We start from the raw sequence: 14,272 nt of genomic DNA, 5'->3' as shown, positions 1-14,272 counted from the left end.
TCCCTGAACTGCTCGAATACGTTTGACGCGGGTTAAATGCCGCTACGTTTGCGGGTTCGCGGACGGCGGCCGGCCGCGTCCCGCCAGACGGCGCCGCACGTCGTCCAGCCGCTCGGTGAGCCCGGCCCGGTCGAGGTGTTCGAGCAGCGGGACGGCCACCCGGCGGCTCGTGCCGAGGGCCTGCCTGGCCTGGCTGACCGTGAACGGCTGCGGCAGGCGTCCGAGCACCTCGGCCGCCCGCCGGTCGGCCCCTGGGAGCAGCACCACGCCCTCGCCCACGCGCAGCAGCGCGCCGGCCCGCACGGCCGCGGCCAGCTCCCGCGCGCCCAGCCCCAGCTCGGCCAGCCGGGCCGCCTCGGGCGCGTGGAAGGGCCGCGCCGCCAGCTCACGCCTCAACCGCTCGACCGCCCCGGCCACCGGCTGCGGCAGCCCCGCGGGCCCGGCGGCGATCCGGCCGGCGGCGAGCGTGAGGGGCGGCCGTACGAGGGCGACGACCAGCCGCCGGTCGGGCAGGCCCAGCTCGTGCCGGGCGGCCTCCACAGGCAGGCCGGGCTCCAGGGGATGGTCGTGCGCGTGCCGCCGCACGGCGTCCGCCAGCCGCCGCCCGCACTCCTCCCACAGCCGGGGCTCGGCGTACCAGTCGCCACACACGGGGCCGGGTGCGGTGACGGCGCCGGCTACCGTCGTGGCGCTTCGCGACGCCATGGGGCCGGGGGGTTCGGTGGCGGTACCGGTGGGGGGCTCGACGCCCATGGCGCGCAGGTCGGCGGCGCGCAGCAGCCCGTGCAGGCGCAGGGCGAACGCCACGCCCGGCCCCTCCAGGGGGGCCGTCTCCAGGAGGGCCGTCTCCAGGAGGGCCGTCTCCAGGAGGGCCGTCCGTCGCCGGGCGGCGCCCCTGCGACGCAGCGGCTCGGGGCGTACGTCGAGGACCGTCGCGCCGGCGAGCACCCGCACCTCGGCCCGGTCGCGCCCCGGGTCGCGGCCGGGGTCGCGCAGGAGCAGCACGTCCCCGAGGTGGAGCGGCAGCGGCCGGGCCAGCCTCAGCCGCGCGAAGGCCCCGCCGAGGGGACGCACCTCGCAGGCGACCGCGGCCGATCCCACGTGAACGGTCAACCGCCCGGGCAGCCTGCCGAACGCCCCCCTCGGCTCCCCCTCCGAACGCCCCTCCTCGGCAGAGGACGCCCCCCGGCCGCCGTGCGGATCCGCGTGCGTCGCCCGGCCGCGGCGCCCGCCCACCCGGGCCACCAGGACGTCCACGAGCTCCGTGTACGTCCACCGGCCCGGCGTCACCAGCGCCTGGCCCCGTTCCGGAACGGTGTGGCCGCGCAGGTTCACCGCCACCCTGGCGACCCCGGACACCGTCTCCCGCGGCTCCTTCAGCGACTCCAGCGCCCTCACCCGCGCCGGCTCGCCGGCCAGCAGCAGCTCGTCGCCCACCGCGACCGTGCCGGCGGGCAGCGTACCCGTCACGACCGTGCCGCTGCCGGTCACGCTGAACGCGCGATCCACCCACATCCGTACCGGAGCGGACGGATCGGCCACCGGGAGCGCGGCGACCAGCCGGTCCAGCGCCGCCCGCAACCCGTCGAGCCCCTGGCCCGTGCGCCCGCTCACGACGACGGTCTCGGCCCCGCCCAGCCCGGCCTCGCGCAGCCGCTCCCCGGCCCGCTCGGCGGCCGGCCGCGGGTCGGCCAGGTCCGCCCGGGTCACCACGAGCACGCCGTGCCGCACTCCCAGCGCCTCCAGCGCGACCAGGTGCTCCTCCGACTGCGGCATCCACCCCTCGTCGGCCGCCACCACGAACATCACGGCCGGCACCGGTCCGACCCCCGCCAGCATCGTGGCCAGGAACCGTTCATGGCCCGGCACGTCCACGAAGGCCAGCCGCTCACCCGAGGGCAGCACCGTCCAGGCGTAGCCGAGCTCGATCGTGAGCCCGCGCCGCCGCTCCTCCTCCAGCCGGTCGGGCTCCATCCCGGTGAGCGCCCGCACGAGGGTGGACTTGCCGTGATCGACATGCCCGGCGGTGGCGACCACGTGCGTCATCCCACCACCCCCGGCCGCCCGGACGAATCGAGTCGCCGCGACGTCCCCGGCTCCTCACGCCGCCCGGTGGGGGCCTGCCCTTCTCCGCGTTCCGCCGAGACGGAAGAGACGTCCCCCTTCCCTGGCTCCGCATCCGGTGGCGGAGCGGGCTCGACGGCGAGCACCGCCCGTAGAAGGTCGTCGTCCCGCGCGGGCGGGACCGCGCGCAGGTCCAGCAGCAGGCGCCCGCCCTCGACCCGCCCCACGACCGGCGGCTCACCCGTCCGCAGCCGGGCCGCGAGCCGCTCCGGCAGGCTCACCGCGGCGCTCGGCAAGCTCACCCCCGGCGCGCCTCCCCCGCCCACGGCCGCGGCGCTGGGCACCGCCCGGGCGTCCACCCCCGCGGCGGCCAGCCGAGCCGCCAGGGCCGCCGCGCGTTCCGCCAGCTCCGCCGGATCCGCCCGCAGCGCCTCGGCGACCGGCGGCACGGGACCGCGCAGCGTCGCCTCCAGCGCGGCGAGCGTCAGCTTGTCGACCCGCAGCGCCCGGGCGAGCGGATGCCGCCTGCACCGCTCCACCAGGTCCGCCCGGCCGAGGAGGAGCCCCGCCTGCGGCCCGCCGAGCAGCTTGTCGCCGCTGGCCGTCACCAGGTCGGCGCCGGCCCTGAGCGTGTCGGCGGCGTCGGGCTCGGCGGGCAGCAGCGGCTCGCGGGCGAGCAGCCCGGAGCCGATGTCCACGACGACGGGCACGCCGAGCCCGGTCAGCTCGGACACCCCGGGTGAGCCGGTGAAGCCCTCGATCCGGTAGTTCGACGGGTGGATCTTGAGGACGAACCCGGTCTCCGGGCCCACGGCTCCGGCGTAGTCGCGGGCCGTGGTGCGGTTGGTGGTGCCGACCTCGCGCAGCCTCGCCCCGGTGGAGACGAGCAGGTCGGGGATGCGGAAGCCGTCGCCGATCTCCACCAGCTCGCCCCTGCTGATCACGATCTCGCGTCCGGCGGCCAGCGCGGTGGCCGCCAGGACGAGCGCGGCGGCGTTGTTGTTGACGACGTGGACGTCCGCGGCCTGCGGCACGGCGGCGGCGAGCGCCTCCAGCGCGCCGCGCCCGCGCCGCGCCCGGCCGCCCGCCGCCAGGTCGAACTCCACGTCGGCGGCCCCGGCCGCGGCCGTCATCGCCTCGACCGCGGCGGCCGACAGCGGCGCCCGGCCGAGGTTGGTGTGGATCAGCACGCCCGTCGCGTTGATCACCGGGCGCAGGCCGGCCGCCCGCGCCGGGAGCGCCGCCACGGCCGCGCCGGCCACCTCCTCGGGGCCGATCTCGCCGCGGCGCGCCCGCTCCTGGGCCCGCCCCACCGCCTCCTTGACGACCGTACGGCCCAGCCGCGCGGCGGCCTCGGCCAGGCGCGGGTCGGCGAGCACGGCGTCGGTGCGGGGCACACGCCTTCGCGGGTCCACTCTCCGAACATAAGCGGAGGCGGACGGGAATCGAACCCGCCAGGCCGAGGACCTCGGCCTCGTCGGTTTTGAAGACCGCGGGGGCCACCAGGCGCCCAGACGCCTCCAAGGGAGAACCTACCCGCGGGCGGGTACAGGTCGAGGCGGCACACCGGCACGAAGCCCAGTTGTGAGGCACGAGTGAACGAGAGCGCGACGTCCACGGTCCCGCCGGAGCGGGAGCGGATCCGGCTGACGACGTACGCGCACGGCGGCGGCTGCGCCTGCAAGATCCCGCCCGGTGAGCTGGAGTCCGTCGTCGCCACCCTGACCGGCCTCTCCAGCCCGACCGCCCCGTCCCCTCAAGCCGGCCCGCCCGCTCCGCCGGGCGCCGCCGGGGAGCTGCTCGTCGGGCTGGACGACGGCGACGACGCCGCCGTGGTGCGCATCCACGGGGGCCGGGCCGTGGTGGCGACCGCCGACTTCTTCACCCCCGTGCTGGACGACCCGTACGACTGGGGGCGGGTCGCGGCGGCGAACGCGCTGTCCGACGTGTACGCCGTCGGCGGCGAGCCCCTGGTGGCCCTGAACCTGCTGGGCTGGCCGCGCGGGCGGCTGCCGCTGGAGCTGGCCGCGGAGGTGCTGCGCGGCGGCCTGGACGTGGCGCGGTCGGCGGGCTGTCACGTCGCGGGCGGCCACAGCGTGGACGACCCGGAGCCGAAGTACGGCATGGCGGTCACGGGTCTGGCCGACCCGGCGCGGCTGCTGCGCCTCGACGCGGCCCGGCCCGGGCTGCCGCTGTCGCTGAGCAAGCCGCTCGGCGTCGGGGTGCTGAACGCGCGGCACAAGGCGACGGGTGAGGTGTTCGAGCAGGCGGTCGCCGTGATGACGGCGCTGAACCGCGACGCGTCGAGGGCCGCCCTGGCCGCCGGGGCGGAGTGCGCGACGGACGTGACCGGGTTCGGCCTGCTCGGCCACCTCTACAAGCTGGCCCGGGCCGGCCGGGTGACGGCGGTGGTGGACGTGGCCGCGGTGCCGTACCTGGAAGGAGCCCGGGAGGCGCTGCGCGACGGGTACGTCAGCGGCGGCACCCGCCGCAACCTCGACTGGGTGCGGCCCCGGCTCGACCCGGGCGGCTTCGGGGAGGACGAGCTGCTGCTGCTCGCCGACGCCCAGACGTCGGGCGGCCTGCTGGTGGCCGGTGAGATCCCCGGCGCGCCGGTCGTCGGCGAGCTGGTCCCGTTCGAGGGCCCGCACCTGCGCCTGCGCTGACGCTGAGGCGTCCGCGAAAGCGGGGTGGACGTTCCGGTGCCCTACCGGGACGTGTACTGCCGGACGAGCTCGTCCGTGCTCCGCGCGACCTGGTCGAGGTCGGCTCCGTGCTTGACGAGCAGCCTGGCCGCCACGCTCTCGCTGTCGCGGACGAGCGCGAGCAGGATGTGCTCCGTGCCGACGTAGTCAAGGCCGCGCTGCAAGGACTCCTGGTTCGCCCCCTGGAGGACCTGGATGGCCGGCGGGGTGAAGGCCAGGCGCTCCGGCGTGGCGGACCGGCCTCGGCCCTGGCTCTCCTCGACCTGCCGGCGCGCCTCATCGAGGGTCAGGCCCGTACCCACGAGGACCGCAGCGCCCACGCCCCCGCCTTCGCGGATCAGACCGAGCAGGATGTGCTCGGTGCCGAGGTGGTCGTGGTTGAGCATCCTGGCCTCTTCCTGGGACAGGACGACCACGTTCCGCGCCCGGTCGGTGAACTTCTCGAACATGCCGCCGCTCCTCGCCACAACGTCACTGGGGTCCGGGACATGCTAGTGGGACACACCCGCGCCGCTGCCGTCGACGAGGTGTTCCCGGCCCAGGCCGGCTGACGACGCTCCGCCCGCAAGGGAGAGACGACGGGGTATGCGGCGAAGACTGCCGGCCATTCTTCGCGCCGCCCGCCGTTCCTAGGGTTGGCCGCAGGAGATCGAACCACTGAGGAGTGTCCCCATGCGTGCTGTCATGCAGAGTTCTTTCGGCGGCCCCGAGGTCCTGCGCGTCGTCGAGACCGAGCGCCCCGAGCCGCTGAGCGGCGAGGTCCTGGTCCGGGTGTGGGCGAGCGGGTTGAACCCGGTCGACGCCGCCGTGCGGTCCGGCGCCTACCCGCTGCTCGGTCAGCCGCCGTTCGGCGTCGGCTGGGACATCTCCGGGGTGGTGGAGGAGGCCGCTCCCGGTGCCCGGTACAAGGTGGGCGACGAGGTGTACGGCATGCCGTTCTTCCCCCGCGCCGCGACCGGCTACGCCGAGTACGTGGCCACCCCCTCCCGCCAGGTGGCCCGCAAGCCCGTCACCCTCGACCACGTGCAGGCCGCGGCCCTCCCCCTGGCCGGGCTCACCGCGTGGCAGGGGCTGGTGGACGCGGCGGACGTCAAGGCGGGTGACCGGGTGCTGATCCACCGGGCCGCGGGCGGGGTCGGGCATCTGGCGGTGCAGATCGCCAAGGCGCGGGGCGCGTACGTGATCGCGCTGGCCAGCGCGGGCAAGCACGAGTTCGTCAGCTCCCTCGGCGCCGACGAGGTGATCGACTACCAGGCGGTCGACTTCACCGAGGCGGTCCACGGCGTGGACGTCGTCCTCGACTCCAACGCCCTCGGGGAGAGCTCCCTGTCCGTGCTCAGGCCCGGCGGGGTGCTGGTCAGCATCATGGAGCACGCCAACGCGAAGCTCGCCGCGCGGGTGGAGGCCGCGGGGCGGCGCTTCGCGGGGGTGTCGGTCGAGCCCGACTACGCGGCGCTGGAGGCCATCGCCACGCTGGTCGACGCCGGGGCCATCCGCCCGCACGTCCAGGAGACCTTCCCGCTGGAGGAGGCCGCGAAGGCGCACGAGATGCTGGAGGCGGGCCAGGTCCGGGGGAAGCTCGTCTTGACGGTATAAAGCAGGACATGGACATCCTCGCCGAAGCGCTGGAGTCGATGCGCACCGGGCGTCCCACCTCCGTGCGCACCGACGGTCACGCGCCGTGGGGGCTGCGGCTGCCGCCCGCCGCGGGCGCCGGCTTCCACGTGGTGCTGCACGGTTCGTGCTGGCTCGTCCCCGTGGACAGCCCGCAGCTGGAGCCGGTCCCGCTGAACGTCGGCGACGTGGTGTTCCTGCGCAGCGGCTCCCGCCACGTCCTGGCCGACCACCCCAGCACTCCCGGCGAGGTGCCGGGACCGGAGCGCTTCACCAAGGCTCCGCCGATCGGCTCGGTCGTGCTCGGCGACGGCGGCGGGACGCGCACGACCCTGCTGTGCGGCAACTACCCTCTCGACATGGCCCGGCCGCATCCCGTGGTCCGGCAGCTGCCCGAGGTGGTCCACCTGTCCACCCGCGACGGCCGCCATGCCGAGCTGAGCGCCGCGGTCCAGCTGCTCGGCGCGGAGCTGGACAATCCGCGCATCGGCTCGGAAGGCATCGTGCCGGCGCTGATCGACTCGCTGCTGCTGTACATCCTGCGCGCCTGGCTGGAGGACCAGCCCGCCGAAGCCGAAGGCTGGTCCACCGCGCTCCGCGACCCGGCGGTCGCCCCGGCGCTCGCGGCCATCCACGACACCCCCTCGGCTCCGTGGACGGTGGAGTCGCTGGCCGTACGGTCCGGGCTCTCCCGCGCCGCCTTCGCCCGGAGGTTCACCACCCTGGTCGGCGAACCACCCATGGCCTACCTGACCCGGTGGCGGATGACGCTGGCCGCCAAGCTGCTGCGCGACTCCGACGTCCCGCTGTTCACCGTGGCCGCCCGGACGGGCTACAGCACCGAGTTCGCCCTGGCCCGGGCGTTCAAGCGGGAGTACGGCATCGCCCCCGGCGGCTACCGCCGCCAGGCCGGCGCCGCCTGACGGACGCGCACGGGCCGGAAGCCCGATGTCCCCCACGACGTCGCCGACGCGTTCTGGCATGGGCCGGCATCGACAATAGGCGCATGCATCACTTATCAGCCAAGGCTGTCCTGGGGCGTGCAGCCCTCGTCGGGTTGGTGACGAGCATCCCTGCGGGGATCATCTTCGCGAACACGCAAGGGCAAGACCTCGACGAGACCGGGCTCCGGCCGGCCACGCACCTCGTGGCGTTCCTCCTCGCGACCGTCCTGGGCACGGTGGGAGCGCGGCTGGCCGGCCTGCCGCGCTGGGGCGTGGCCGGTCCTGTCGGGGGCTCTGCGACCTGGTTGCTCGTCGGCGCCCTCGCCGTGCTGGTGCCGGTGCCGGAGGGGGAGCTGATCGGCTCTCTTCCGGCCCTTGTCGTCCCTGTCTACGTCGTCGGTGGTGTGGTCGGCTTCGCCCTGTTGGCGTGGTCGTTCATGTCACCCCTGCGCTGGTGGGCGGTGGCCCTGGCCGTGGTCGTGCCCCTCGGATCCTGGGGCGCGGCGCAGCGCGAGCCGCAGATCACGGCCTGGTTGGAGGTCCGCAGTTTCGAGAGGTCCGGCGTGCCGCTGATCGCTCCGGCCATCCAGGGTTACGAGCTGGTCCACGTGCATCTCAACGCCGCCGGGGAGCGGGAGCCGGAGCCGTCCACCTGGCTGGAGTACTGGCGGAAGGCCACGCCGGAGCGGGGATTTTCCGAGATCCAGGTCTCGGTCTGGCCCGCCGCGGCCGGAACCCCGCGGGACTCCTGCCTGGCGCTCACCGAGGACTTCGGAGTCGCGCTGCGATGCAAGGCGCTCCCGGGAGACCGATGGGTTCGGACCGGCGCCGGTTCCGGCTGGGTCACTCTCTTCGCCAGGTCGGGCGACGCGCTGGTCATGCTCAACGGTTCGGGCGTCTCCGAGGCCGACCTGGTGGCGGCGCTGTCCACCTTCCGTCCCGTCTCGGCCGTGGAGCTCGCCAAGCTCGCCGCGGTCGAGTGACCAGCAGGAGCACGGCTGCGCCCAGCCCGGCATCGCCCGCCGCGGAGACGTGGAAGGGCCGGCTCACTCCGTCACGGGCGGGCACTCGGCGAGCACGTCGAGGATGTCGCGCCAGGCTCGCTGCGCGTGCCGTGGATGGTGTCCGACGCCGGGCACCACGGGGCCGTCGACCGGCGGGTGGTGGAAGGCGTGCAGGGCGCCGCCGTGGATCTGCCGCGGCCCGAGCCGCCTCGCGCGAAGCGCGCCCTCGTGAGGACCATGCCTGTGGAGCCCGAGCCGCCGTGCGAAGCGCGCTCTCGTGAGGCCCGTGCCGGTGAGGCCCCGCTAGGAGGCGGCGGACAGGCGTTCGCGTTGGGGGACGATCGTGTACGCCGGGTCGGCGGCCGAGGCGCGGCCCGCCTCCAGGACGCCGAAGCGCGTGCACAGGGAGCCCGCCGTGAGCGCCAGGCCCGACAGCGCGGTCAGCACGCGGCTGCGCCCGGCGACCGCCGCGAGCAGCCCGCCTCCGGCCGTCAGCATCCGGGCGGTTCCCATGAGGCGGCCCGCCCGCCCCTCCCGGTACGGGCGGCCCACCATGCCGAGCCGCCGTTCCATGACCGTGCCCGCCGCCGTCTCCACGGCGGCGCCCAGCGCGGCCACGGCCCTGGCCGGAGCCGCCTGGGCCCGCGGCGTGGCGAGCATGGCGACCGCGCCGGCGGCGGCCATCGCGCTGCCCGCGAACAGGAACGGCAGCTCCCGGTACGCCTCGTGCCAGGCGGGCACGGCCGTGTCGGCGACCAGGACGGCGGTGTAGGTGGCGGTCAGCGGGCCGGTCAGGCCGGTGGCCAGCAGCGCCGCGTCCCCGGCGGCGGCCAGGAGCGGCGCGCCACCGGCCGCGGGCAGGAGCCCCCCGGTCAGGTCGGCGGACGCGGCGGCGGCCGACAGGCCGCTCTGGGCGGCGAGGATCCAGGAGCCCACGCTCATCGGCGAGGTGGGCTTGAAGACGCGCAGCATGTTGAGGAACCGTTCGGGCCGGCCCAGTTCGGCGGCGAGCAGCGCGGCGCCGACGGCCGCGCCCGCGGCGGCGGCCAGGCGGGCGGTGCGGGCGAGCCGGTGGTTGCCCGTGAGGCGGGCCATGACGGCCATCGAGGACGACACGCCGGACATCCCGCCCAGATATAGGTATGTCGGCATGTGGGGTTCGTGCCAGACTGGTGGTTTGATGACCGGCTTGCCGTAGTAGGAGCGGAATCCGGCCTCGGCCTCCGGGACGGCCGCCCCCTCGGTCCTCACCTCGTCCCGCCTCTCACCGAAGCCTGATGGTTCGGCAGAGCCCCGCCCCGCAGGAACGCCAGCGCCACCGCGCCGGCCATCGACAGGGCCGCCGCCCCCGCCCAGCGCCACATCGCCGGCAGGTCGCGGGTGGTCACCACCGGGTCCGGCGGCAGGCCGTACACCTCGGGCTCGTCCAGCAGCAGGAAGAACGCGCCCGCCCCGCCCACCCCGTCGGACGGGCTCTCCCCGTACAGGCGCGCCTCCTCGTGGCCGTCGGCGCGCAGCCGCGCCACCCGCTCCTCGGCGCGTTCGCGCAGCTCGTCGAGCGGGCCGAACTGGATCGAGTCGGTCGGGCACGCCTTGGCGCAGGCCGGTTCGAGCCCGCCGAGCTGCCGGTCGTAGCACATGGTGCACTTCCAGGCGCGCCCGTCGCCTTCCCGCCGGTCGATCACGCCGTACGGGCAGGCGGGCACGCAGTAGCCGCACCCGTTGCAGATGTCGGACTGCACGACGACCGTGTCGAACTCCGTGCGGAACAGCGCCCCGGTCGGGCACACGTCCAGGCAGGCCGCGTGGGTGCAGTGCTTGCACACGTCCGAGGACATCAGCCACCGGTCCACGGAGCCCTCGTCGCCCTCGACCCGCACCGGCCGCGACTGCTCGATGAAGGCGACGTGCCGCCACGTGCTCGCCCCCAGCATGCCGGTGTTGTCGTAGGAGGTGGCCTCGAAGACGAACCCGTCGTCGGGGAGCTGGTTCCACTCCTTGCAGGCCACCTCGCACGCCTTGCACCCGATGCAGACGCTGGTGTCGGTGAAGAACCCCATCCGCTCAGCCATGGCGGTACGTCTCCAGCAGGTCGAGCATCGCCCGGCCCCTCGGCCGCCGGCCCGGCCGCACGTCGCAGGTCATCGCCTTGCCCTCCTGGATGTAGACGTTCGGGTCGAGGACCAGCGGCATCAGGTCGTTGACGACGTCGCCGGTGACCAGGCCGCCGCCGCCCCACCCCCAGTGGTACGGCAGCCCGATCTGGTGGATCACCCTGCCCTCGACGCGCAGCGGCCGCATGCGCCCGGTGACCAGCACCCTGGCCTCCAGGACGGTGCGGCTGGTGACGATCGTGGCCCAGTCGCCGTTGCCCAGCCCGAGCCGGGCGGCGAGGCGCGGGTCCATCTCGCAGAACAGCTCCGGCTGCAGCTCGGCGAGGTAGGCCAGCGGCCGGCTCATCCCGCCCGCCGTGTGGTGCTCGGTCAGCCGGTACGTGGTCAGCACGTGCGGGAAGAGCGGCCCCGGCCGGTTGTACGGGCTCTCGGGCCGGTCGAAGGTGCGGCGGGCGGGGTTGGCCCGCTGGCCGTACAGGATGTTGGCGACCGGCGACTCGTGCGGCTCGTAGTGGGCGGGCATCGGCCCGTCGGCCATCCCGGACGGCGCGTACAGCCAGCCCTTGCCGTCGGACTGCATGATGAACGGGTCGGTGCCGGCGAGCGCGTCCTGGGCGCGGGCGCCCTCGGGCGGCAGGTAGTCCGGCGGCTTGCCGATCTCGCAGTCGGGCACGTCGTGGCCGGTCCACTCGCCGCGCTCCGCGTCCCACCACACGTACGCCTTGCGCTCGCTCCACGGGCGGCCCTCGGGGTCGGCGGAGGCGCGGTTGTAGAGGATGCGCCGGTTGGCCGGCCACGCCCAGCCCCACTCGGGCGCCACGAAGTCCTGCTCGCCGCGGGGGCGGCGGCGCGCGGCCTGGTTGACCTCGTCGGCGTAGACGCCGCAGTAGATCCAGCAGCCGCAGGCGGTGGACCCGTCGGCGCGGAGCTGGGTGGACGACGACAGGGCGCGCCCGTCGGGGCCGACGCCGTTGATCTCGCGCAGCACGGCCTCGGCGGACGGCTCCCGGTGCGCGCCGTGCTCGGGGTAGTCCCAGGTCAGCTCGCGCACCGGCCGGTCGATCTCGTCGTCGGACAGCCGCCGCCGCACCAGCTTGCCGAGGTGGTAGTAGAACCACAGGTCGCTGCGGCAGTCGCCGGGCGGGTCGAGCGCCTTCTCCCGCCACTGGAGCAGGCGCTGGGTGTTGGTGAAGGTGCCCTCCTTCTCGACGTGGCTCGCGGCGGGCAGGAAGAACACCTCGGTGCCGATGTCCTCGGTGCGCATCTCGCCGGTCTCCAGTTCGGGGCCGTCGCGCCAGAACGTGGCGGTCTCCACCAGCGTCAGGTCGCGGACCACGAGCCAGTCGAGGTTGGCCAGGCCGAGGCGCTGCGCCCGGCCGCCGGAGGAGCCGACGGCGGGGTTCTCCCCGATCACGAAGTAGCCCTTGACCGTGCCGTCGATCTGGCCCATGACCGTGGTGTAGTGGCCGTGGTCGCCGGTCATGCGCGGCAGGTGGCCGAAGCAGTAGTCGTTGTCCTCGGTGGCCGCCTCGCCCCACCACGCCTTGAGCAGGCTCACCAGGTAGGAGCGGCGGTTGCCCCAGAACCCGGTCTCGCCGCCCTCCAGCTCCAGGTAGTGGTTCAGGTCGTCGTGGCGGTGGGCGTGCGGCATGGCGAGGTAGCCGGGCAGGATGTTGAACAGCGTCGGGATGTCGGTGGAGCCCTGGATGCTGGCGTGGCCGCGCAGCGCCATGATGCCGCCGCCGGGCCGGCCCATGTTGCCGAGGAGCAGCTGCAGGATCGAGGCGGTGCGGATGTACTGGGCGCCCACGGTGTGCTGGGTCCAGCCGACGGAGTAGACCCACGCGGTGGTGCGCTCCCGGCCGGAGTTGGCCGTGACGGCCTCGGCCAGCTCGGCGAAGGCGGCGCTCGGGATGCCGCAGAGCCGTTCGACCAGCTCCGGGGTGTAGCGGGCGAAGTGCCGCTTGAGGATCTGGTAGACGCAGCGCGGGTGGTCCAGCGTCGGGTCCGTCCGCGGGCTGGGGTGCGCGCCGGCGCCGCCGGCGCCGTAGCTCTCGGGGCCGGCCGCCTCGGCGTGCCGCCGGCCGCCCTCCACGTGCTCGCCCTGCGGCTGTTCGTCGGTGCCGGCGTACGCCCAGCTCCGCGGGTCGTAGGTGGCGGTCTCCGGGTCCCAGCCGGAGAACAGCCCGTCGAGGTCCTCGGTGTCACGGAAGTCCGCCGAGACAATGGTGGCGGCGTTGGTGTAGGCCAGCACGTACTCGCGGAAGTCCAGCCCGTTCTGCAGCACGTGGTTGATCAGCGCGCCGAGCAGCACGATGTCGCTGCCCGCGCGGATCGGCAGGTACCGGTCGGCCAGGGCGCTGGTGCGGGTGAAACGCGGGTCGACGTGGAAGATCCTGGCTCCTCGCGCCTTGGCCTCCATCACCCACTGGAAGCCCACGGGGTGGCATTCGGCCATGTTGGAGCCCTGGATGACGATGCAGTCCGCCCTCGCCAGGTCCTGCTGGAAGGTGGTCGCGCCGCCACGCCCGAAGCTGATCCCCAGACCGGGGACGGTGGAGGAGTGTCAAATACGGGCCTGGTTCTCGATCTGGATGGCGCCGAGGGCGGTGTAGAGCTTCTTCATCAGGTAGTTCTCTTCGTTGTCGAGCGTCGCCCCGCCCAGGCCGGCGATGCCCATGGTGCGGCGCACGACCTTGCCCTCGCAGGTCTGCTCCCAGGTCTCGCGCCGGGTGCGCACGACCCGGTCGGCGATCATCTCCATCGCGGTGTCCAGGTCGAGCGGCTCCCACTCCGTGCCGTACGGCCTGCGGTGGAGCACCCGCGTCTGGCGGCCCGGGTGGGTGACGAGCTGCTTGCTGGCCGAGCCCTTGGGGCACAGCCGCCCGCGGGAGATCGGCGAGTCGGGGTCGCCCTCGATCTGGGTGACCCGGCCGTCCTGGACGTAGACGAGCTGGCCGCAGCCGACCGCGCAGTACGGGCAGACGGAGCGGGCGACCGTGTCGGCCCGCTCGGTGCGGGGCCGCAGCGCGTCGGTGCGGGCGGAGCGCGCGGCCGAGCCCCGGGGGTCCTCGCCCTTGAGCTGCCGGATCACCGGCCAGCGAGCAAGCCATCCACTACCAGGCACAACGCGGGTCCTGCCCGCTTTCGCCGGGTCTATGCCGGATGTCCTGGCAAGGAGTATGCGGGGTGTCTGAATGCGGATGCCCTGAGGATGCGGGTCCGGGAATGCGGGCGGCCGTCGCGGCCGTTCCCCTGGACGCGGGCCCGATCCGGGCCCGTCCGGACGAGACGCGCCGTACCCGGCCCGACAAGACGACGCTCCCGAGAAAGGAGCCGTCGTGGCCTGGTTCTTGATCGTCGCCGCCGGCCTGTTCGAGGTGGCCATGGCCTACGCGCTCAAGCTGAGCGACGGGTTCTCCGCCCCGCTGCCGAGTGTCGCCTTCGGCGTGTTCGCCGTCTCCAGCTTCGGCCTGCTTGCGATGGCTCTGAAGAGCCTGGAGGTGGGCACGGCGTACGCGGTGTGGACGGGGATCGGGGCGGTCGGCACGGCGGTGCTCGGCATGGTCGCCCTGGGCGAGGACGCCTCCCTCCTCAAGCTCGTGTCGATCGGGCTCATCCTGTGCGGCGTCGTCGGCCTCAACCTCGCGGGCGCCGGCCACTGACCGGGCTTGGGCGCCGGACGGTCGTCCACCGGGTCGCCCGGCGTCCGCTCCGGGAGGAGGGGCGCGGGCATGACGGTCTTCACGGCACTCGTCGATCACGGCCGCGCCGAGGGCCGGGAGGCGGGACATCGATGGTTTGACCTGGTGTTGGCGTTTCCTTCC

Annotated in this window: 11 protein-coding genes, 1 tRNA gene and 1 riboswitch; of the genes, 5 read left to right on the top strand and 7 right to left on the bottom strand. The window is 74.6% G+C overall.

Annotation, left to right across the window (positions count from 1 at the left end; translation table 11 throughout):
* Positions 1–42: 42 nt before the first annotated feature.
* From HT134_RS18145 to HT134_RS18135, 3 genes are all read right to left on the bottom strand, one after another.
* The gene (locus tag HT134_RS18145) at positions 43–2,046 is read right to left on the bottom strand and encodes a SelB domain-containing protein (RefSeq protein WP_175601540.1); all 2,004 of its coding nucleotides are present in this window, start codon (positions 2,044–2,046) and stop codon (positions 43–45) included.
* Positions 2,043–3,479: an L-seryl-tRNA(Sec) selenium transferase gene (gene selA, locus HT134_RS18140; RefSeq protein WP_175601539.1), complete on the bottom strand. Its 1,437-nt coding sequence runs from the start codon at positions 3,477–3,479 to the stop codon at positions 2,043–2,045. Before selA ends, HT134_RS18145 begins: the two co-directional genes overlap by 4 nt.
* Positions 3,480–3,492: 13 nt before the next feature.
* Positions 3,493–3,586, bottom strand: a tRNA-Sec gene (locus HT134_RS18135).
* Between the two features lie 118 nt (positions 3,587–3,704).
* Here HT134_RS18135 and selD point away from each other — a divergent pair.
* Positions 3,705–4,730 carry a selenide, water dikinase SelD gene (gene selD, locus HT134_RS18130; protein ID WP_376768100.1) on the top strand — a complete coding sequence of 342 codons (1,026 nt, stop codon included), beginning with the start codon at positions 3,705–3,707 and terminating at the stop codon, positions 4,728–4,730.
* Positions 4,731–4,771: 41 nt separating this feature from the next.
* Here selD and HT134_RS18125 read toward each other — a convergent pair whose 3' ends face one another.
* A complete protein-coding gene (locus tag HT134_RS18125; protein WP_175601537.1) occupies positions 4,772–5,218 on the bottom strand; it encodes a Clp protease N-terminal domain-containing protein in 447 nt (148 codons plus the stop codon).
* 223 nt (positions 5,219–5,441) lie between these two features.
* Between HT134_RS18125 and HT134_RS18120 the strand changes: the two genes are divergently transcribed.
* The 3 genes from HT134_RS18120 (at position 5,442) to HT134_RS18110 (ending at position 8,310) form a co-directional block, all read left to right on the top strand.
* Positions 5,442–6,365: an NADP-dependent oxidoreductase gene (locus tag HT134_RS18120; protein ID WP_175601536.1), complete on the top strand. Its 924-nt coding sequence runs from the start codon at positions 5,442–5,444 to the stop codon at positions 6,363–6,365.
* A gap of 8 nt (positions 6,366–6,373) precedes the next feature.
* Positions 6,374–7,306 carry an AraC family transcriptional regulator gene (locus HT134_RS18115; protein WP_175601535.1) on the top strand — a complete coding sequence of 311 codons (933 nt, stop codon included), beginning with the start codon at positions 6,374–6,376 and terminating at the stop codon, positions 7,304–7,306.
* Positions 7,307–7,443: 137 nt separating this feature from the next.
* Complete coding sequence (locus HT134_RS18110) at positions 7,444–8,310, top strand: hypothetical protein (protein ID WP_175601534.1); 867 nt, start codon at positions 7,444–7,446, stop codon at positions 8,308–8,310.
* 324 nt (positions 8,311–8,634) lie between these two features.
* Here HT134_RS18110 and nrfD read toward each other — a convergent pair whose 3' ends face one another.
* Genes nrfD through fdh form a run of 3 tightly spaced genes read right to left on the bottom strand, consistent with a single transcriptional unit; the run spans position 8,635 to position 13,572 of the window.
* Positions 8,635–9,582 carry an NrfD/PsrC family molybdoenzyme membrane anchor subunit gene (gene nrfD / locus HT134_RS18105; protein WP_312888203.1) on the bottom strand — a complete coding sequence of 316 codons (948 nt, stop codon included), beginning with the start codon at positions 9,580–9,582 and terminating at the stop codon, positions 8,635–8,637.
* A complete protein-coding gene (locus tag HT134_RS18100) occupies positions 9,579–10,403 on the bottom strand; it encodes a 4Fe-4S dicluster domain-containing protein (protein WP_175601533.1) in 825 nt (274 codons plus the stop codon). The genes nrfD and HT134_RS18100 overlap by 4 nt, the downstream gene beginning before the upstream one ends.
* A complete protein-coding gene (gene fdh / locus HT134_RS18095) occupies positions 10,396–13,572 on the bottom strand; it encodes a formate dehydrogenase (RefSeq protein WP_312888202.1) in 3,177 nt (1,058 codons plus the stop codon). The genes HT134_RS18100 and fdh overlap by 8 nt, the downstream gene beginning before the upstream one ends.
* Positions 13,573–13,704: 132 nt before the next feature.
* Positions 13,705–13,770, top strand: a riboswitch (guanidine-III (ykkC-III) riboswitch).
* A 16-nt stretch (positions 13,771–13,786) separates the two neighbouring features.
* Between fdh and HT134_RS18085 the strand changes: the two genes are divergently transcribed.
* The gene (locus tag HT134_RS18085) at positions 13,787–14,110 is read left to right on the top strand and encodes a DMT family transporter (protein WP_175601531.1); all 324 of its coding nucleotides are present in this window, start codon (positions 13,787–13,789) and stop codon (positions 14,108–14,110) included.
* The last annotated feature ends 162 nt before the right edge of the window (positions 14,111–14,272 follow it).

Origin of the sequence: Nonomuraea rhodomycinica, from assembly GCF_013363995.1 — a bacterium.
GTDB lineage: Bacteria > Actinomycetota > Actinomycetes > Streptosporangiales > Streptosporangiaceae > Nonomuraea > Nonomuraea rhodomycinica.
This window is presented reverse-complemented; position numbering and strand designations above follow the sequence as displayed.

Bases quoted from the DNA above. Each gene is read 5' to 3' on its own strand.
- HT134_RS18145 (WP_175601540.1), bottom strand. From the start codon at position 2,046: ATGACGCACGTGGTCGCCACCGCCGGGCATGTCGATCACGGCAAGTCC.
- HT134_RS18125 (WP_175601537.1), bottom strand. From the start codon at position 5,218: ATGTTCGAGAAGTTCACCGACCGGGCGCGGAACGTGGTCGTCCTGTCC.
- HT134_RS18120 (WP_175601536.1), top strand. From the start codon at position 5,442: ATGCGTGCTGTCATGCAGAGTTCTTTCGGCGGCCCCGAGGTCCTGCGC.
- HT134_RS18115 (WP_175601535.1), top strand. From the start codon at position 6,374: ATGGACATCCTCGCCGAAGCGCTGGAGTCGATGCGCACCGGGCGTCCC.
- HT134_RS18100 (WP_175601533.1), bottom strand. From the start codon at position 10,403: ATGGCTGAGCGGATGGGGTTCTTCACCGACACCAGCGTCTGCATCGGG.